20 protein-coding genes are annotated in these 18683 nt (G+C 66.4%); 17 read left to right on the forward strand and 3 right to left on the reverse strand.

Going from position 1 to position 18683, the window contains the following annotated elements; genetic code table 11:
* Positions 1-22: 22 nt before the first annotated feature.
* On the reverse strand, positions 23-1090 hold the full coding sequence (locus MTY59_RS20155) for a DoxX family protein (RefSeq protein ID WP_221042716.1): 1068 nt from the start codon (positions 1088-1090) through the stop codon (positions 23-25).
* A gap of 101 nt (positions 1091-1191) precedes the next feature.
* Between MTY59_RS20155 and pncA the strand changes: the two genes are divergently transcribed.
* Entirely contained in the window at positions 1192-1752 is a 561-nt protein-coding gene (gene pncA / locus MTY59_RS20160) for a pyrazinamidase PncA (protein ID WP_221042717.1), read from the forward strand.
* The gene (locus MTY59_RS20165) at positions 1752-2552 is read left to right on the forward strand and encodes a nuclear transport factor 2 family protein (RefSeq protein ID WP_221042718.1); all 801 of its coding nucleotides are present in this window, start codon (positions 1752-1754) and stop codon (positions 2550-2552) included. Before pncA ends, MTY59_RS20165 begins: the two co-directional genes overlap by 1 nt.
* Before the next feature lie 12 nt (positions 2553-2564).
* Here the strand turns inward: MTY59_RS20165 and MTY59_RS20170 are convergent, their stop codons facing one another.
* A complete protein-coding gene (locus MTY59_RS20170; RefSeq protein ID WP_221046546.1) occupies positions 2565-2915 on the reverse strand; it encodes a DoxX family protein in 351 nt (116 codons plus the stop codon).
* 168 nt (positions 2916-3083) lie between these two features.
* Between MTY59_RS20170 and MTY59_RS20175 the strand changes: the two genes are divergently transcribed.
* The 5 genes from MTY59_RS20175 to MTY59_RS20195 all read left to right on the forward strand — a co-directional run bounded on the left by MTY59_RS20175 (position 3084) and on the right by MTY59_RS20195 (position 8261).
* Entirely contained in the window at positions 3084-4079 is a 996-nt protein-coding gene (locus tag MTY59_RS20175) for a sigma-70 family RNA polymerase sigma factor (protein WP_221042719.1), read from the forward strand.
* Complete coding sequence (locus MTY59_RS20180; protein ID WP_221042720.1) at positions 4069-5397, forward strand: ABC transporter substrate-binding protein; 1329 nt, start codon at positions 4069-4071, stop codon at positions 5395-5397. The genes MTY59_RS20175 and MTY59_RS20180 overlap by 11 nt, the downstream gene beginning before the upstream one ends.
* Before the next feature lie 116 nt (positions 5398-5513).
* Positions 5514-6359 (forward strand): carbohydrate ABC transporter permease, encoded by an 846-nt coding sequence (locus MTY59_RS20185; RefSeq protein ID WP_221046547.1) that lies wholly within the window; start codon positions 5514-5516, stop codon positions 6357-6359.
* 7 nt (positions 6360-6366) lie between these two features.
* On the forward strand, positions 6367-7188 hold the full coding sequence (locus MTY59_RS20190; RefSeq protein ID WP_415822606.1) for a carbohydrate ABC transporter permease: 822 nt from the start codon (positions 6367-6369) through the stop codon (positions 7186-7188).
* A gap of 2 nt (positions 7189-7190) precedes the next feature.
* On the forward strand, positions 7191-8261 hold the full coding sequence (locus MTY59_RS20195; RefSeq protein WP_221042722.1) for an ABC transporter ATP-binding protein: 1071 nt from the start codon (positions 7191-7193) through the stop codon (positions 8259-8261).
* A 274-nt stretch (positions 8262-8535) separates the two neighbouring features.
* On the opposite strand, the gene MTY59_RS20200 is transcribed toward MTY59_RS20195, so the two are convergent.
* On the reverse strand, positions 8536-8823 hold the full coding sequence (locus tag MTY59_RS20200; protein ID WP_221042723.1) for a DUF3349 domain-containing protein: 288 nt from the start codon (positions 8821-8823) through the stop codon (positions 8536-8538).
* Between the two features lie 219 nt (positions 8824-9042).
* Here MTY59_RS20200 and MTY59_RS20205 point away from each other — a divergent pair, with 219 nt between their 5' ends.
* The 10 genes from MTY59_RS20205 (at position 9043) to MTY59_RS20250 (ending at position 18680) form a co-directional block, all read left to right on the forward strand.
* Positions 9043-9876, forward strand: coding sequence for a DUF3097 domain-containing protein (locus tag MTY59_RS20205; RefSeq protein WP_221042724.1), 834 nt, complete (start codon positions 9043-9045; stop codon positions 9874-9876).
* A 91-nt stretch (positions 9877-9967) separates the two neighbouring features.
* The gene (gene efeU / locus MTY59_RS20210; RefSeq protein WP_221042725.1) at positions 9968-11581 is read left to right on the forward strand and encodes an iron uptake transporter permease EfeU; all 1614 of its coding nucleotides are present in this window, start codon (positions 9968-9970) and stop codon (positions 11579-11581) included.
* A 37-nt stretch (positions 11582-11618) separates the two neighbouring features.
* Positions 11619-12794 (forward strand): iron uptake system protein EfeO, encoded by a 1176-nt coding sequence (gene efeO, locus MTY59_RS20215; RefSeq protein ID WP_221046548.1) that lies wholly within the window; start codon positions 11619-11621, stop codon positions 12792-12794.
* Between the two features lie 2 nt (positions 12795-12796).
* The gene (gene efeB, locus MTY59_RS20220; RefSeq protein ID WP_221042726.1) at positions 12797-14113 is read left to right on the forward strand and encodes an iron uptake transporter deferrochelatase/peroxidase subunit; all 1317 of its coding nucleotides are present in this window, start codon (positions 12797-12799) and stop codon (positions 14111-14113) included.
* A 164-nt stretch (positions 14114-14277) separates the two neighbouring features.
* Entirely contained in the window at positions 14278-14802 is a 525-nt protein-coding gene (locus MTY59_RS20225; RefSeq protein WP_221042727.1) for an OsmC family protein, read from the forward strand.
* A gap of 5 nt (positions 14803-14807) precedes the next feature.
* Positions 14808-15875 (forward strand): acyl-CoA dehydrogenase family protein, encoded by a 1068-nt coding sequence (locus MTY59_RS20230; protein ID WP_221042728.1) that lies wholly within the window; start codon positions 14808-14810, stop codon positions 15873-15875.
* Positions 15876-15885: 10 nt separating this feature from the next.
* Positions 15886-16515: an RNA polymerase sigma factor gene (locus tag MTY59_RS20235; protein WP_221042729.1), complete on the forward strand. Its 630-nt coding sequence runs from the start codon at positions 15886-15888 to the stop codon at positions 16513-16515.
* Positions 16512-16781, forward strand: coding sequence for a hypothetical protein (locus MTY59_RS20240; protein ID WP_221042730.1), 270 nt, complete (start codon positions 16512-16514; stop codon positions 16779-16781). Before MTY59_RS20235 ends, MTY59_RS20240 begins: the two co-directional genes overlap by 4 nt.
* Positions 16778-17692 carry a formate/nitrite transporter family protein gene (locus tag MTY59_RS20245; protein WP_221042731.1) on the forward strand — a complete coding sequence of 305 codons (915 nt, stop codon included), beginning with the start codon at positions 16778-16780 and terminating at the stop codon, positions 17690-17692. The genes MTY59_RS20240 and MTY59_RS20245 overlap by 4 nt, the downstream gene beginning before the upstream one ends.
* Positions 17693-17792: 100 nt before the next feature.
* Entirely contained in the window at positions 17793-18680 is an 888-nt protein-coding gene (locus MTY59_RS20250) for a universal stress protein (protein ID WP_221042732.1), read from the forward strand.
* Positions 18681-18683: the final 3 nt, after the last annotated feature.

Raw genomic sequence — 18683 nt, forward strand, 5'->3', positions numbered from 1 at the left:
TAGCGGGCCGCGACTTTCGCGGTCACCAGGACAACTTGCGGCGGCCGGTCTCGACCTGACTGCCGACCCGCTCGCGCGCGGTGTCGGCCAAGTCGCTGCCGCGCTGCCGGGCCGTGTCGGCGAATTCCTCGCCACGCGCCCGCGCCGTGCTGGCCAGCTTCTCGCTGCGTTTGCGCGCCTTCTTGGCGAGTTTCTCGCTGCGCTTGCGGGCCTTCTTGGCCAGCGGCGCGGCCCGGTCGGCGGCCTCGTCGGCGAGTTCTTCGCTGCGCTTGCGGGCCTTCTCGGCCAGGTACGCGGCGCGGTCGGCGGCCTCGTCAGCCCACTCCTCGCCGCGCTTACGCGCCTTCTTCGCCAACGGCCTGCTGCGGTCGGCCGCGGTGCTGGCCAGTTCGCGGCCGCGTTCGAGTGCGGCCTCGGCGTAGGGCGCGCCGCGTTCCGCCGCGGTGCTGGCGAGTTCGCGGCCGCGTTCGAGTGCGGCCTCGGCGTAGGGCGCGCCGCGTTCCGCCGCGGTGCTGGCCAGTTCGCGGCCCCGCTCGGCGCCGATCTGCAAGCCGTGTGCGATCCGATCACCCAGCTCGGAGAAATCGGCATCGAAGGCGGAGTCGTCAGAACCGGGCCACGCCGACGACACCCGCTCGGAGAGCCGTTCCGCCGCGCGCCGGCCACGCCACCCGAGTGAGGGCTTGCCGGCGGTGTCGGCGGAGGCGATCAACAGGCCGCCCAACAGGCTGAGGTCGGTGAGAAATTGTTGACGTTTCTGGGCTTTGGCCACCGGGTCGCTCTCGTTCCAGAACGAGTGCGTCCCAAGGTTGGCCGGCAACACCGTCACCGCGAGCGCCGCCGACGCGATGCGGGGGAGTTTGCCGGTGGCAAGCAGCAGGCCGCCGCCGATTTGAACGGCCGCGGTGATCTGCGCGACCGTCTCGGGGTCGCTCGGAATGCTGCTGCTCACCGCATCCGGCAACGCCTGAAGACCGTCCACCGCCGGCGCCGCGGCCTCCGCCGCGGATTTGGGATTGAGCAGTGAATTGACTCCTTGCCCGATGAAAGCCACTGATAACAGGGGTCGCGCGATTCTCCTGAGCACCATGGCCGGTGTATTACCCGGCTGCCTGTCGAGCAAACCGCGGCGTCGATATCCCCAGCTAGACCGGGATAGACATAGAGGTGCACACCGATAGGGTGGAGCGCGTGCGAGCGTTGATCATCGTCGACGTGCAAAACGATTTCTGCCAGGGCGGCTCCGTGCCGACGGCCCGCGGTGCCGCGGTGGCGCCCGCGATCAACGACTACCTGTCCGGCGATCCGGGCTACCACTACGTCGTGGCCACCCAGGACTTCCACATCGATCCGGGTGATCATTTCTCCGACCGGCCGGACTTTACATCCTCGTGGCCAGTGCACTGCGTCGCCGGAAGCACGGGCGCGAATCTTCGGCCCGATCTAGACATGCGGCGCATCGATGCGGTCTTTCGCAAGGGCGCGCACGCCGCCGCCTACAGCGGTTTCGAGGGCGCCGACCAGAATGGGACGACGCTACTTGAATGGTTGCGGCGGCGGGAGGTCGACGAGGTCGACGTGGTCGGCATCGCCACCGACTTTTGCGTCCGCCGAACCGCCGAGGACGCGGCGGCGGCGGGTCTGAAGACTCGGGTGCTGGTGGACCTGACCGCGGCCGCGGGGGTGGACTCCACTGCCGAGGCACTGGCGGAAATGCGCTCGGCCGGCATCGAGTTGGTTGGAGGGTCGTAATGGTGGTGCCGCTGGATCGGGAGCATCTGCTGGCCGCCGCGGAGCGTTCGCCGCAGGCGGCCGCCGCCCATGACCGCGCCGGGTGGGTGGGTCTGTTCACCGGTGACGGCCGGATCGAGGACCCGGTGGGCTCGCGACCCCACGTGGGGCATGAGCAGATCGGCCGCTTCTACGACACATTCATCGGTCCGCGTGACATCAAGTTCCATCGCGATCTCGACATCGTCGTCGGCACGGCGGTGCTGCGTGACCTCGAGCTCGAGGTGGCGATGGGTTCGGCCGTGACGATGTACATTCCGGCGTTCCTGCGCTACGACCTCCGAGAAACTAACGGCGAGTGGAAGATTGGCGAACTACGAGCCTACTGGGAGCTTCCCGCCATGATGGTGCAGTTCCTGCGCACCGGCTCCGGCGCGGTGGGCCCCGCGCTGAACCTGTGCAGGGGGCTGATGAGCAACCAAGGCTGGCGGGGGACCGCCGGTTTCATGACCGGATTCCGTCGGGTGGGAGCCCGTCACCAGCGGCTGGTGACCACGTTCCTCGACGCCGTCGCGCGGAAAGACACGTTTTCCGCTGCACGCGTGCTGTCCTCGGATGCCGCAATAACTTTGGGCGATCGCGACCCACTCGAGCTGGCCGAGCTGGCGGAGCAACTGGACGGGGCCGGTGCGACCAAGATGAACAGCGCGGGCCCCACCGTCGCGGTGTCGCTCCACTCGGGTCATGGGCGCGCCATCATGTTCGCCGATGTGGCCTGGCGCGGCAACGCGATCAACCGGATCAGGTACTTTCCCGCCTGAGCACCGCATGCCTCACCGGACCACCATCAGCGCCAGCGAAGCCACGGACAGGCACAAATACGCGCCGGGAAAGGCGATGTTGTACAGGACGCGGGCCCTCAGGTGCGTTGCCACCGCTCCGACGAAAAACGCAACCAGGCCGGCGGCGGCCGCGATGCCCAATTCCCGCAGGCCCAGCAGGCCGACAACGATCCCGGCGGCTCCGGCCAGCTTCACTGCGCCCAGCGCAGGTAACCACGACCGCGGCACCCCTACCTCCGCAGAGTTCGCCAGAACGAATCGCGCCGGAACGAAGTCGGCGATGGCGATCGCGGCGGTGACGGCGGCGGTGATCACCGTGATGACGACAAGGGCGATGTTCATCTGGATCAATCCCTTGTCGCGCAGCGATTTCCGCAGCGGCGAGTCCAATGCGTGCAGTGCGCGCCGCGGCGCACAATCGGTAAGATCATGGTGCTTGTCTCCTTTGCCACAGGAAGTCCGTTGGACGCGGTCATCTTCTTGACGACTTCCGTGCGGAAAAGGTGACCCATGAGCGCAACAAAGGATTTGGCGGACCTTGCACGGCGTTTCGACGCCGATCGACGACACCTCAGGTCCGTCGCGTTCCAGCTGCTGGGCTCGGTGGCCGACGCCGACGACGCCGTGCAATCGGCGTGGCTCAAGGCCAGTCGTGCGGACTTCGACGCTGTCGACAACCTCTCCGGCTGGTTCACAACAATCACCGCGCGCGAGGCGTTCGACCAGCTTCGGGTGCGCAAGCGTCGCGCCGAGCAACCACTCGGCGGGGCCGACGAACTGGACCGACTGGCCCAGACGGCGTCGGCGGCGGCCGACGAGGACGCACTGCTGGCGGAGTCGGTGAGCAGCGCCCTGCTCGTCGTGCTCGACCGGCTGTCCCCGGCGCAGCGTGTTGCGTTCGTGCTGCACGACGTCTTCGCCATGCCGTTCGAGCAGATCGCCGGGCTGATGGATCGGTCACCGGAGGCCACCAAGAAGCTGGCCAGCAGGGCGCGCGTTCGCCTGCACGGCGACCCGGCCGCCCCGCCCCGTCGCACGGCCGACCACCTGCAGGTGGTCGAGGCCTTTCTGACGGCCTCGCGCGGCGGTGACATCGCCGGCCTGCTCGACCTGCTCGCCCCCGAGGTGGTGCGCACGGTCGATCCGACCCTCGTTCCGGCGGGCGTGCCAACCACGCTGCGCGGCGCCCGCCGGGTCGCCGAGGAGACTCGCCGGTTCGCTCAGCGGGCGCGCGCCGGCGCTGTCATGCTCATCGACGGGGCACCGGGCATCGTGCTCGCGGCCCGCGGGCGCGCTCAGGTCCTGCTGGTGATCGGCATCGGCGCCGACGATCGCATTCACACGATCGACATCACGGACAACGCCGAGCGAATCCGTCGGGCCGCGCTGACGCTGCCGCGGTGGCCGATCCAGGAACATCACAAGCTCGTCGGGTACCAAGGACGTCAGACACAGTCGGCCGGTAAACCGGCCACGGGGCAAGACCGGGAGAGCCATGCTCGATAAGCCGTTCGGACGGCGCAACCTGTTGCGGGGCGCCGGCGCGCTTTCCGCGGCTGCGCTGGCACCGTGGCCGGCCGGGTGCGCTTCCGACGACGAGGACGCCCTCACGTTCTTTTTCGCGGCCAACCCGGACGAACGTGACGCCAGGATGCGCATCGTCGACGAGTTCGCGCGCCGCCATCCCGATATCAAGGTTCGGCCGGTGCAGTCCGGTCCGGGCGTCATGCAACAGCTTTCGACGTTTTGTGTCGGCGGGAAATGCCCGGATGTGCTGATGACGTGGGAACTGTCCTACGCCGAACTCGCCGACCGCGGTGTGCTGCTGGATATGAACACGCTGTTGGCGCGCGACAAGGCGTTTGCCGACCAGCTCAAGGCGGACAGCATTCCGGCGCTGTACGAAACCTTCACCTTCAACGGCAAGCAGTACGCGCTGCCCGAACAGTGGTCGGGTAACTACTTGTTCTACAACAAGCGGCTCTTCGCCGAAGCCGGGGTGCCCGCACCGGCCAAGACGTGGGAACAGCCTTGGGATTTCACCGAATTCCTGGACGTGGCGCGCGCGCTGACCAAGCGTGACGCATCCGGGCGGGCCGCGCAGTACGGTTTCGTCAACACCTGGGGTTCCTACTACTCGGCCGGCCTGTTCGCGATGAACAACGGCGTCGCCTGGTCCAACCCGCGGCTGAACCCTACCCACTTCAACTTCGACAACGCGGCGTTCCAGGAAGCGGTGCAGTTCTATGCCGATCTGGCCAACAAGTACCGGGTTGCGCCGAACGCATCGGAGACGCAGTCGATGTCGACGCCCAACTTGTTTGCGGTGGGGCGGGCGGCGATCGCGCTCGGCGGACACTGGCGCTACCAGACCTACATCCGCGCCGAGGACCTGGATTTCGATGTCGCCCCGTTGCCCGTCGGCCCGGCGCTGCCGAAGGGGCACGCCGCGTGTTCCGATATCGGCGCCACCGGACTGGCCATCTCGGCGAGCAGCCCCCGCAAGGAGCAGGCGTGGGAATTCGTGAAGTTCGCGACCGGGCCCATCGGCCAAGCCTTGATCGGTGAATCCTGTCTGTTCGTTCCGGTGCTGCGGTCGGCGCTGCGATCAAACGGATTCGCCAAGGCCCATCGCCGGCTCGGCAATCTCAGCGTGCTCACCGAAGGGCCGGCTTTCTCGCAGGGCTTGCCGATCACGCCGGCATGGGAGAAGGTCAACGCCTTGATGGACCGCAACTTTGGCCCCGTACTGCGGGGCCGCCAGCCGGCCACCTCCCTGAGCGGGTTGTCCCGCTCCGTCGACGAAGTGCTGCGCAGCCCATGACCTCGATGGACGCACCTGGCGCGACCGCCCCGGCCGGGAGGACGCGAAAGGTCCCGGACGATCCGAGCCCATGGCGCCGACACGGCTGGGCCGGCCGGCTGTTCGTCGCCCCCAACATGGTGGCGGTCGCCGTGTTCATGCTGTTTCCGCTGGGCTTTTCGCTGTACATGAGTTTTCAGCAATGGGATGTGTTCACCCCGCCAAAGTTTGTGGGCCTGAAGAACTTTTCAGACCTGTTCACTTCCGACCCGCTCTTCCCGATCGCCATCCGCAACACGGTGATCTTCACCCTCGGAACGGTGGTGCCGACGGTCCTCATCAGCCTCGCCGTCGCGGGGGTGCTGAATCAGAAGGTCCGGGGCATCGGCCTCTTCCGAACGATCGTCTTTCTGCCGCTGGCCATCTCGTCGGTCGTGATGGCGGTGGTGTGGCAGTTCGTCTTCAACACCGACAACGGCCTGCTCAACATCATGCTCGGCTGGGTCGGGCTCGGCCCGGTCCCGTGGTTGGTCGACCCGCACTGGGCCATGGCCTCGTTGTGCATCGTCAGCGTCTGGCGCAGCGTGCCCTTCGCCACCGTCGTCCTGTTGGCCGCGATGCAAGGCGTACCGGGAACGGTCTACGAGGCGGCCAAGATCGACGGCGCCAGCGAGATAAGGCAATTCGTCTCCATCACCGTCCCGTTGATCCGCGGGTCGATATCGTTCGTGATCATCATCTCGGTCATCCACGCCTTCCAGGCGTTTGACATGGTCTATGTCCTCAACGGCCCCAGCGGCGGGCCGGAATCGGCGACCTACGTCCTGGGCATCATGCTGTTCCAGCACGCGTTCTCGTTCCTCGAATTCGGATACGCATCCGCGCTGGCGTGGGTGATGTTCGCCGTCTTGCTGGTGCTGACCGTGGTGCAGTTGCGCGTCAGCCATCGACGATCTTTGGAGACTTCGCGTGGCCTCAAGTGAGGGCGTCATCAGGCACACCGTGGTGCGCGGCGGCATCGTCTATGGCGCGCTGCTCGCCGTCGCGTGGTGTGCGTTGTTCCCGATCGCGTGGGCGGTGTCGGGTTCGCTGAAAACGGAAGGCGAGGTTAGCGAGCCCACGCTGCTGCCGGCCCACCCGCGGTGGTCCAACTACACCGAGGTGTTCGCACTGATGCCGTTCGGGCGGATGTTCCTCAACACCGTCTTCTATGCGGGGTGCGTCACCGCGGGCCATGTCTTCTTTTGCTCCCTGGCCGGATATGCCTTTGCGCGACTGGATTTTCGCGGCCGCGATGCGCTGTTCGTCGTGTATCTCGGCACGTTGATGGTGCCCCTCACGGTGACTGTGATCCCGCAATTCCTGGTGATGCGAACCCTGGGCTGGGTCGACACCCCGTGGGCGATGATCGCACCGGGTTTCTTCGGCAGCGCATTCGGCACCTACCTGATGCGCCAGTTCTTTCGCACCCTGCCCACCGATCTGGAGGAGGCCGCGATACTCGACGGTTGTACGCCGTGGCAGGTCTATTGGCGAATCCTGCTGCCCCACGCACGGCCGGCGGTGATGGTGCTCGCCGTGCTCACCTGGGTCAACGTCTGGAACGATTTCCTGTGGCCGTTGCTGATGATTCAGCGCAACAGCCTGGCCACCCTGACCCTGGGCCTGGTCAGGATGAAGGGCGAATATGTTGCCCGGTGGCCGGTTCTGATGGCAACCTCGATGCTTATCATGCTGCCCCTGGTCGTCATCTACGCCATCGCGCAACGCTCGTTTGTTCGTGGAATCGCCGTCACCGGAATGGGCGGCTAGCCATGGCCTCGGTGACATTCGAGCAAGCGACGCGGCGCTACCCGGGAGCCGACCGCCCGGCCCTGGACAACCTGGACCTCGTGGTGGCAGACGGCGAATTCGTCGTCCTGGTCGGACCGTCCGGGTGCGGCAAGACCACGTCGCTGCGCATGGTGGCCGGGTTGGAAGCCGTGGACTCCGGGCATATCCGGATCGGCGACCGGGACGTGACCAACGTAGACCCCAAGGATCGCGACGTCGCGATGGTCTTTCAGAACTATGCGCTCTACCCGCACATGACGGTGGCCCAGAACATGGGCTTTGCCATGAAGATCGCCAAGACCCCGAAAAACCAGATTCGTGAGCGGGTGTTGGATGCGGCGAAACTGCTTGACCTGCAACCCTATCTCGATCGTAAGCCGAAGGATCTTTCCGGTGGGCAACGCCAGCGCGTGGCGATGGGCCGCGCGATCGTGCGCCGGCCACACGTGTTCCTGATGGACGAACCGCTTTCCAATCTCGACGCCAAACTCCGGGTGCAGACGCGTAACCAGATCGCCGCGTTACAACGGCGGCTGGGCACCACCACCGTCTACGTCACCCACGACCAGGTCGAGGCCATGACCATGGGCGACCGCGTTGCCGTCCTGCGCGACGGGGTACTGCAGCAGTTCGCGCCACCGCGCGAGCTGTATCGGAACCCGGACAACGTCTTCGTGGCGGGTTTCATCGGATCGCCGGCGATGAACCTGTTCACCCTTCCCATCGTGGATTCAGCTGTGTCGTTGGGCGATTGGCCCATCACTCTGCCCCGGGAGATCGCCGGCAGCGCGGGTGAGGTCGTGGTCGGGGTCCGTCCCGAACATTTCGAGCTGGGTGGCCTCGGTGTCGAGATGGAGGTCGACGTGGTGGAGGAGCTGGGCGCAGACGCCTACCTGTATGGGCGAATCACCGGCTCCGGCAAGGTAATCGACGCGCCCATCGTCGCCCGGGCCGACGGGCGCAACCCACCACGGAAAGGCAGCAGGGTACGTCTGCATCCGGAACCCGGGCACTTGCACTTCTTCGGTGTGGATGGCCGCCGAATCTGTTGATCGTGTTCCCGCCATCGAAGTAATTTTCGGCGCGCCGTACAGGCACGTCCGGCTCGACCCGGTGAGGGGCTTTGCGGGTGGATGCAAACCGTGCCGACTTGGTGTTCGGCCCCGGCATCCCGCCCTCACCACGCAGCAACGCGAGGCCCTCTACGCGCGAGGATTGCAAGCGGGCCAACAGTTTCTGCGGACCTGGAGCTACACGGATTACCTGGTGGCCTGCGGCGCCCCGTTGCGTAAAGCACCGTGACGGTGGTGAATCGTTCGGCGACGCCTATCCGCGGGAGCAGCGAAGCGCATGAACGCGTCGCTGGATGCGCGCGACGTCGTCGGGGGAGGGCAGCTGGTTGGTGATCCGGGTGATCTGGACGCCGATATCAACTGAACCGATCGGCCAGAGCCGACGCGCGATGAGATCCCTTGCGATGTCGTTGATGTCGTCGTCGCAGAGCCGTCGGCGCGTCAAAGCCGCCAGCGGGACGTACCCGGTGGCCGGCATGCCGGCGGGGTAGCCGGCCCGCACAAAAGCCACAATGCTCGTCACCCAATGCGACAGGTCCATATGTCCACCTCGCTAACCGCCGCACGTTGCGCGTAAGCGGCAGTGCTTGCTTAGCTAGCAACGTACCATCGGCGAGCTCATCAGCTGCGTAACGCCACACAGTTAAACGCATTTTTTACGGCGGCAGCCGCGGGCGCGCCGAGAGTGACTTGGGCGACGATTCGCCGAACGTGGCGCGCCGTAACGGTGTTTGGCCGCAAGGCTTTCTAGTATTGCCGCGTGGTGGATCGCTATGGAACCGATGTCCTCGCCGCGGGGCGACGCAAGCCGCGCTCGACCGAGCACCCGGCCGAACTGGGCCTGGTGGTCGAGGACGTGGAGACGGGTTATGTCGGCGCGATCGTGCGCGTGGAATACGGTCGAGTGGACCTGGAAGACCGGCGCGGTCACGTGCGTGGCTTCCCTTTGGGCCCTGGGTATTTGCTCGAGGGGCGTCCCGTCATCCTCACCGCGCCGCGCCGGCCGGCGTCGACCGCCGGGGGCAGGACCGCGTCCGGTTCGGTCGCCGTGTCCGGTGTTCGCGCCTGCGTCGCGCGGGCCAGCCGCATCTACGTCGAGGGTCGCCACGACGCCGAGCTCATCGCGCAGGTGTGGGGTGAGGATTTGCGAATCGAAGGCGTCGTCGTCGAACAACTCGGTGGCGTGGACGACCTGGTGGACATCGTCGCCGAATTCGCCCCCGGGCCGGGGCGCCGGCTGGGGGTGCTCGTCGATCACCTTGTCGCGGGTTCCAAGGAGGCGCGGATCGCCGATGCGGTGCGGCGGGGGCCTGGCGGCAGCGACACGCTGGTCGTCGGTCATCCCTATGTCGATATCTGGCAGGCCGTGAAGCCGCAGCGGTTGGGCCTGGGCGCCTGGCCGAAGGTGCCGCGGCAGGTGGAATGGAAACACGGCGTATGCCAGGCGCTTGGCTTGCCGCACAACGACCAGGCGGACATCGCCAGGGCATGGCGGCATATCCGTTCGCGGGTGCGCGACTGGAACGATCTGGAGCCGGCACTGATCAGTCGGGTCGAAGAACTGATCGACTTCGTGACGGCACCGGTCCCCTGATGCGGCAGCCAGCGGACCAGGGCTAATGCCCATGGCTTAGTTAGGCTACGCTAAGCCGACAGTCCCGATCGGCGGGACGGAAACAGGGCGTATGCAGGGCGTATTCGGCGTATTTATCGGCACGTTCCTCATCGGTCTTCGTGAAGGCCTAGAGGCGTCGCTCATCGTGAGCATCGTCGGTGCCTTCCTCAAGCGAAACGGCCAGTCGATCCGCCCGATGTTCGCCGGTGTCGCCCTGGCCGTGCTGCTCAGCGTCGGCGTGGGCGTCGGCCTCGACCTGTTCGCCGCCAGCCTGCCGCAGGCCCAGCAAGAGATGATGGAGACTGTCATCAACGCCATCGCGGTGGTGTTCGTGACGTCGATGATCATCTGGATGAACGGCAACGCCGCGCAGCTCAAGGGGGAACTCGAGCGCGAAGCGCGCCAGGCCGTCAACCGTGGTGGGGCGTTCGCCCTGGTCGTCATGGCGTTCCTGGCCGTTCTGAAAGAGGGCTTCGAGACGTCGGTGTTCCTGCTGGCGGCCGCCGAGACGTCGCATGGCAACCGGTGGTTCGCCGTGCTGGGCGGCGCCGTGGGCATCGTCACGTCGGTCGGGCTCGGGGTGGGGCTGTACTACGGCGGTCTGCGGATCAACCTTGGCCGGTTCTTCCGGGTCACCGGGGTGTTTCTGGTGCTGATCGCCGCCGGGCTGGTGCTGGGTGCGCTACGCACCGCGCACGAGGCCGGATGGGTAACCATCGGCCAGCAACAGGTGCTCGACCTGTCCGGCTGGATACCCAGCAATTCGGTGCTGGGCGCGGCGACGACCGGCGTGTTCGGCATCCCCGCCGACCCTCGCCTCATCGAGGTGCTCGGCTGGCTGCTCTATGCCGTGCCGGTACTGGTCGTCTTTCTCTGGCCCGCTCGGCTCGCCGCCACGCCGCGAGCCCGGAGCAGGCTGCTGACGGCGACGTCGGCGGTGCTGATCGTCGTCGGGGCGGGGCTGACCCTGATGACGCCCGCCGCCGGCTCGTCGCAGACGCCGCGGGTGCGCACCGTCACCGACCGCGACGGCCACACCGCTGCGGTGTCGATGGTGACGGGGCCGCACGGACGTGAGCTGGCCGTCGCCCCCCAGGACAGCACCTCGACCGCCCGCAACGTCGTGCTCATCCCCGCAGACGACCAGACGGTGGACGGTGTGCCGGTACAGGTATGGCTGGCTACCGACGCGGCGGGGGCCGACGGCGCGCCAGACGTCACGCTGGATCAGTTGCTGAGCATGGCGGGAGGCCGGCTGCCGGTCGGTCTCGCGGCCGGCCGTACTCCGGGACCGTTCCAGGGTCAATGGTCGACGACCACGATGTACACCGTGTTCGCGCGGGGTGATTCCGTGATCAGTGCGCACACGACGAGCAACCGCACGGCGATTCTGACCGGCGGTGGCTTGACGGGGGCCAAGACTGTCAGTCTCGGTGGGCTGGCGACGGACTGGTCCACGTCCGCTGCCGAAGACCACGCGGCGGTGGCTCAGATCGTCGCCCGCGACCGCGATCGCGGGGAGCGGCAGCTCTGGACTGTCTGGCTTCCATTGGCGTTAGCGGGATTTGCGTTGGCGTGCGCGCTGTCAGCAATAGCCTCGGTGCGCGTGGACCGCAGGCAAGAGGATGAGAGGAAATCGATTGATGGTGAGTCGCATCGCCTCGGCAACGTGCCGGTCCCGTGACTTCTGCTTGACCGCAACGGTTCTTGTTGCCACGGCGGTGTTGCCGGTGACCGCGTGCGGCCACTCGGGCGACAACTCGAACCATGCTCAGCAGCCGAAGCCGGGGACCGCTGATGCGGTCAAGGTGAGCCTGGCCAACAACGGCGGCGCGGACGGCTGCGCACTGGACACCACCAGCGTGCCCGCCGGGCCGGTGACGTTCACGGTCGCCAACACGAACGCACCGGGCATCAGTGAGGTCGAATTGCTCAGGGACCAGCGGATTGTGGGCGAGAAGGAAAACCTCGCGCCCGGGCTGGACCCGGTGTCGTTCACGGTCTCGCTGGACGGCGGCGCCTACCAGCTCTACTGCCCGGGGGCCAGCACCGAATACCAGACCCTGACGGTGACGGGTAAAGCGCCGGCGACGCCGACGGGCACCGTGGCCAGCATCCTCGGCCAGGGCACCAAGGACTACGCCGCCTACATCGTGAACCAGATCGGTCAGCTCAACGACGGCGTGAAGGCACTCGATGCGGCCGTGCAATCGGGCAACGTCGACGCTGCAAAGACGGCCTACGCCAAAGCCCGATTGTTTTGGGAGCGTTCGGAATCCACCGTGGAGGGTTTCGTGCTGCCGGGCTTTTCGGTCGGCGACAATGCCGGCAGCCTGGACTATCTGATCGACATGCGTGAGTCGACGCCGGTCGACGCGAAGGTCGGCTGGAAGGGCTTCCACGCCATCGAGCGCGATCTGTGGCAGGGTGGCGCGATCACGCCCGGGACGAAGGCGCTCAGCACCGAATTGCTGGGCAACGTCGGCAAACTGAACGGCATCGTCGCGGGCCTGCAGTACAAGCCCGAGGATCTGGCCAACGGCGCCAGCGACCTGATCGAAGAGATCCAGAACACCAAGATCACCGGAGAGGAAGAGGCCTTCAGTCACATTGACCTGGTGGACTTTTCGGGCAATGTCGAAGGTGCCCAGCAGGCGTATGCGTCGCTACGGCCGGGCCTGGAGAAGATCGATGCCAATCTGGTCCACCAGATCGATCAGCAGTTCCAGACCGTGCTCGCCACGCTGGACGGGTATCGCGACCCGGCCGCACTCGGCGGCTACAAGACCTACACCGCGGCGCTGAAGGCCAGCGACGCACCGAAGTTGACCGCGGTGATCCAGCCGCTACACCAGAGCCTGTCCACCGTCGCCCAAAAAGTAGTCACGGCCGGCTGATCATGACCGACGACATCACCGGACCCTCCGACGGCGACGCGAACAACGCCGGCACACCGGCCGACGCCACCACGGTGTCGCGTCGGCGCGCGCTCGGCGGCGCCATGCTGGCCGGGCTCGGCGGCGCCGCCCTCGGCGCCGTCGGTGGCGGTTTCGCTGGTCACGCGATGGCGGCGGGACAACGCGGTGACGACGATGACACCGTCGATCTACGCCGCAGCTACCCCTTCTACGGTCAGCCCCACCAAGGCGGAATCGAGACGCCGCCACAGCGTTACGCCATGTTCATGTCGTTCTCCGTGGCCGGCGGCGCGGGCCGCACCGAGCTGCAGACCCTGTTGGCACGCTGGTCGGCGGCCGCCGCGATCCTGCAGCAGGGCAAGCCGGTAGGAACCGTGCAGCCCCAGGTCGAGGTGCAGCCGCCGGTCGACACCGGCGAGGCCTACGGTCTGAGCCCCGCCAGTCTCACCGTCACTATCGGGTTGGGCCCGTCGCTGTTCGGCGACCGGTTCGGACTGGCCGCCCGGCGACCCGCCGTGTTCACCGACCTGCCGCCGATCAACGGCGACAACCTGGATCCGCGCCTGCACGGCGGCGACCTGTCCGTGCAGGCGTGCGCTGACGACCCCCAGGTCTGCTACCACGCCGTGCGCAACCTGGCCCGGCTCGGCCGCAACATCGTCTCGCCATACTGGGCGGTATTGGGTTTCGGTCGCGCCTCCGCCGGCCCCGGCCAGCACACGCCACGAAACCTCTTGGGATTCAAGGACGGTACCCGCAACATCGCCACCGACGAGGAGTACGCCAAATTCGTCTGGGTCGACAACAGCGACCAGCCCTGGATGAATGGCGGGACGTACCAGGTCGTACGCAAGATCCGGATGTTGATGGAGACATGGGATGTCGACCGGATCGGCCATCAGCAGAGGATCTTCGGGCGCACCAAAGAAGAAGGGGCGCCGCTGAGCGGCAAGCACGAATTCGACACACCGAATTTCGCCGCCAAAGGCACCGACGGCAACCCGCTCATCGATCCGATGTCTCACGTCGGCCTTGCCGCCCGGGAGAACAACGACGGCATCATGATCCGTCGACGCTCCTACAACTACACGGACGGTCTCGACGCCAACGGCCAACTCAACGCCGGTCTGCTGTTCATCTCGTACCAAAAAGATCCCCAAGATTTTATTCGCCTCCAGAACCGGCTGGGCGCACACGACCTGCTCAACGAATACATCCGCCACATCGGGTCAGCAATCTTCGCGGTGCCGCCGCCGCCGGCTGAAGGCCACTACATCGGGCAAAGCCTGTTCAGCTGAGCAAATCTCGCCGATCGGCGGTGGCCGTTCGACGGGGCAGCGTTTCAGACGGGTGAAGTTTCGTGTCGGGCCGGTAATTCAAGCGCGCCCGCCGTCACGCATCGGCGCCCGCCGCGCACTAACTCCGTGAAGCCGCAGAATCAGCGAGAAACGGAGAGAGTCACATGACCGATGCGCTCGTCATCGACGCCGAAGGCCTTGACCGGCTGTCCTGTAACGCCAAGGCCAACCCTGAGACAGGCAGGAAGACACTGAAAGCCAAGACGGTGTGCGAGAACGGGTTCCGCAACATGACCTACGTCCGCGGCCTGGCGCCGATGTTGGTGGGCGAGCCGCCCGCGCTGCTGGGTGATGACTCGGCCCCCAATCCTTCGGAGACCGCGCTGGCCGCGCTGGGCTCATGCGTGTCGGTTGGCCTGTTGGCCAACGCGACCCATCGTGGCGTGACGTTGACCAAGATCGAGGTCGAGATGGAAGGCGACATCGACATCTCCGCGGTATGGGGCGTGGGGGACACCCCACAGGACAAGCGCCTGGGATTCAGCGCGGTCCGCTGCAGGGTGAGCCTGACCGGCGACGCCGACGATGCCACGCTGAAAGAGATCCACGACAACGCCATCGCCTGGTCACCGGTGCTGAACACGTTTCGCAACCCGGTGATTGTCGACTCGGCTCTGAGCACGGAATAAGCGAGATGACGGCGACCATCGATCCTGCGGCCGGCACGCTGGATGTCGAACTGTTGGCGGATATTCGGGCTCACGCCGGTGCGCTGGACCGCGGCGAAGATCATTCCCGTCGCAGCTTCACCGGGCTGGGAGAGGCCGGACTGCTCGGGATCGGCGCCCCGGGCAACATCGACAACCAGCTTCCGGTGATGGCCGACGTGATTCGGTTGATCGCCGGGGCATGCATGAGCACCGGTTTCTCGTTGTGGGCGCATCGCATGGCGATCGAGTATCTGCTCACGGCCGCAACCGAATTCAGTGATGCTGCGGTCGCGCCGTTGCTTTCGGGAACGGTGCTGGGCGTCACCGCGATGGCCGCGGCGTTCAAGGAGGCGGCCGGTTGCGGCAGCGTGGAGTTGACCGCTACGTCCGTGGCGGGCGGCTACCAGGTGTCGGGGCCGATCAGGTGGGCCAGCAACCTGTATCCCGACTCGACGATGGTGACCGCGGTGCGTACAGATGCCGGCGAGAAACTGATCGTCGCGCTGGCCCTGGGCACGCCCGGCGTGGTCGTTGGCGAGCATTTCGATCTGCTGGCCATGGGCAGCACCGCCTCTTCCTACCTGAACCTGGACGGTGCCTACGTTCCCGCCAAACAGGTGCTGTCGCGCGACTTCGATGGCTTCCTGCAGGCGGTGCGCCCGACTTTCCTTGTCCTGCAGTCCGCCATGTGCCTGGGGCTGACCCGGACGACCCTGGATCAGGCCCGGTTGGGGCTCGATGGCGTCAACGCGGTGTTCGGTCACGATGTCGACCGCGTCACGCAGAAGCTGATCGACGCCGAAGCCACCCTGGTGAACCTGGCCGCGGCCGTCGGAGGAGCCGAACCGCCGACTAAGAAGGAGCTGCTGTCCCTGCGGCTCGCGGCGGCCGAATTGTCCAGCGCCAGCGCTGACCTGGAGATCCGGACCGCCGGCGGAAAGGGGTACGCGAGCAGGACGCCGGCAAGCCGGCGCTATCGGGAGGCCGCGTTCATCCCCGTGCAGTCCCCGTCCGAAGGGCAACTGCGCTGGGAACTGGCCAGATGCGCCTGAGCGCGGGTCGATGGTGACTCCGGTGGCGGTGCCGCCGGAGGGCACCGAATCCGAACGGCTGGTCGGCGGTGTCCCGCTGGCCAGCCTGGTGCGCGACTTTCACCGGCCAATGGTGAATTTCGCTCGCACCATGGTGGATTCAACGACGGTCGCCGAGGAAGCCGTGCAGGAGGCATGGGTGCAGGTGCTGCAGTCGTCGGATTCGTTTCAGGGTCGCTCGTCGGTGAGCACCTGGCTGTTCGGCATCGTCAGACACACCGCATCGCGGCACCGGCAGCGGGAATCGCGGATTCGCCACCATGAGGTGCTGGCCGCCGCGGAGGGTGAAGCCGACGACCCCCTGTCGGGCCGCATGCATCCCGCCGGTCACCCCGATGCCGGACACTGGCGCCTGCCCCCGTCGCGGCGTTTTCTCCCCGAAGACCACACCGTCGAAAGCGAACTCCTCGGCTACGTGCGGGCGGCGCTGGATGCGTTACCCGAACGGCAGCGGCAACTGGTCATCTTGCGTGACATCGTCGGAACCTCGGCCGACGAGGCGGCCGCGCTTCTCGAACTGTCCGCCGAGGCGCAGCGGGCGCTGCTCTATCGCGCCCGGGGAAATCTCCGAGCCGAATTGGAAAAGCGGTATCAACCATGACCGTTCATGACAACGCCGTTCCCGCGATCGATTGCGTCGACTTCGTGCGCCTGGTCGACGATCTCGTCGACGCCGACCCGCAACAGTGGGGACCGATCGTGGCCAAACACCTCGACGAATGCCCGCCCTGCCTGATCTACCTGCAGCAGATGCTCGACCTCAAGATCCTGCTCGGCCACGTCTTCGACGGGGAGCAGCTCAGCGAGGACCACATTGCGGGTGTCTTCAGCGCGATCAACACCTTGAGGAAAGGCGAACACGGATGACGATCAACGCTGAAGCGCCGCAGCTTCAGAGCGACGCTGTGGTTGCGGATAACGTGACCGCGTTCCGTTCTGGCGTCACGGCAAGCGGCCCGCCGGCGGATCCGTTCGAGCCGCTGTCGGTGGGCGCCATGGTGGATCGGGTGGTGGCCATGGCGGTGGAAAAGGCCGCGCACCCCTGGGCATTCCTGATGCGCTCGTTGGTGGGCGGTGTGATGGTGGCGTTCGGCGCCCTGCTGTCGCTGGTGGTGAGCACCGGCGTCAAGACCCCCGGTGTGGCAAGCCTTTTGATGGGCCTGGCCTTCGGGATGTCCTTCGTCCTCATCCTGGTGTCGGGCATGTCGCTGATCACCGCGGACATGGCCGCCGGCTTTCTCGCAGTGCTCAAGCGCACGCTGAGCGTGCGCGGCTACATCGTGCTGGTGACCGTCGGACTCATCGGCAACATTCTCGGCGCGCTGGTGTTCGTCACGGTGTGCGCCGCGGCGGGCGGCCCCTACCTGGGCGCGTTCGCCGAGCGAGCGGCGACCGTCGGCACGCTGAAGGCCGGCCAACCCTTCTGGACGGCGCTGCTGCTCGCCGTGGTGTGCACGTGGTTCCTGCAGACCTCGATGTGCATGTTCTTCAAGGCCCGCAGTGACGTCGCCCGGATGGCATTCGCGTTCTACGGGCCGTTCGCCTTCGTCATCGGCGGTACCCAGCACGTAATCGCCAATGTCGGATTTCTCGGTCTTCCCCTGTTGCTCAACCTCTTTCACCCGGTCGCACCCCGAGGCGCGATTGGTTGGGGTTTCGGCCAACACGGTTTGCTCACCAACATCGGCATCACCACGTTGGGCAACCTCATCGGCGGCACCGTGTTCGTGGCGTTGCCGTTCTGGATCATCGCGCAACTGCAGCGCCGCAAGATCTAGCCGGCGACGGGAGACCTCCGGCCCGACGGTTGAGGACTAAAGCCTCACGACTGACTCGCCCTTCTCGGGATAGCGTCGGTAACGATGGAGGGAGAACGTAATGTCCGCACCCGTCAAAGAACTCGGTATCGTCGTCGCGGTCGACGGTTCGCCGGCGTCAACCGCCGCTGCTGCCTGGGCGGCCCGGGAGGCGGCGATGAGAAACATCCCGCTGACCGTCGTGCACGCGGTGTCGACTCCCACCGCGACATTCCCGCCGGTTCCGTACCCGGAGTCACTCGTCACCAGCCTGGAAGACGAAGGCAAAAAGGCGATCATGCACGCGACGAAAGTCGCCGAAGACGCGATGCCGGCCAACCGCGGTGTGTCCATCGGCCGGAAACTCATGTATTCGCCTCCGGTGCCGACCCTGCTGAAGATGTCAGATGCGGCGGAGCTGATCGTCATGGGCAGCTCCGGCCGCGGGCTGTTGGCACGTGGGCTGCTCGGGTCGGTGAGCTCGGCGGTGGTGCGGCACGCGAATTGTCCGGTCGCGGTTGTCCGGGACGGTGAGCTGCCGGATCCGCGGAATGGTTACGTCCTGTTGGGCACCGATGGCTCACCGGCGTCCGAACTCGCGACGGAAATCGCGTTCGACGAGGCGTCGCGTCGCGGTGTGGATCTGGTGGCCATTCACGCATGGAGTGACGCCGCGGTGGTCGAAGTCTTCGACATCGACTGGCCGGCGGTCGAAGGCGAAGCGCAACGCAGCCTGGCCGAGAGCCTGGCGGGCTGGCAAGAACGCTATCCCGACGTCTCCGTACATCGATTCGTCGCTCGGGACCGGGCGGCGCGGCACCTCATCGACAAGGCGGGTGCTGCACAGCTGGTGGTCGTCGGCAGTCACGGTCGGGGCGGTCTGAGCAGGATGCTATTGGGCTCGGTCAGCAACGCGGTCCTGCACTCGGTCCGGGTACCGGTCATCGTCGCTCGGCCACCGTCCGCATAAACC

The sequence above is a fragment of the Mycobacterium senriense genome (genome assembly GCF_019668465.1).
Lineage (GTDB): Bacteria > Actinomycetota > Actinomycetes > Mycobacteriales > Mycobacteriaceae > Mycobacterium > Mycobacterium senriense.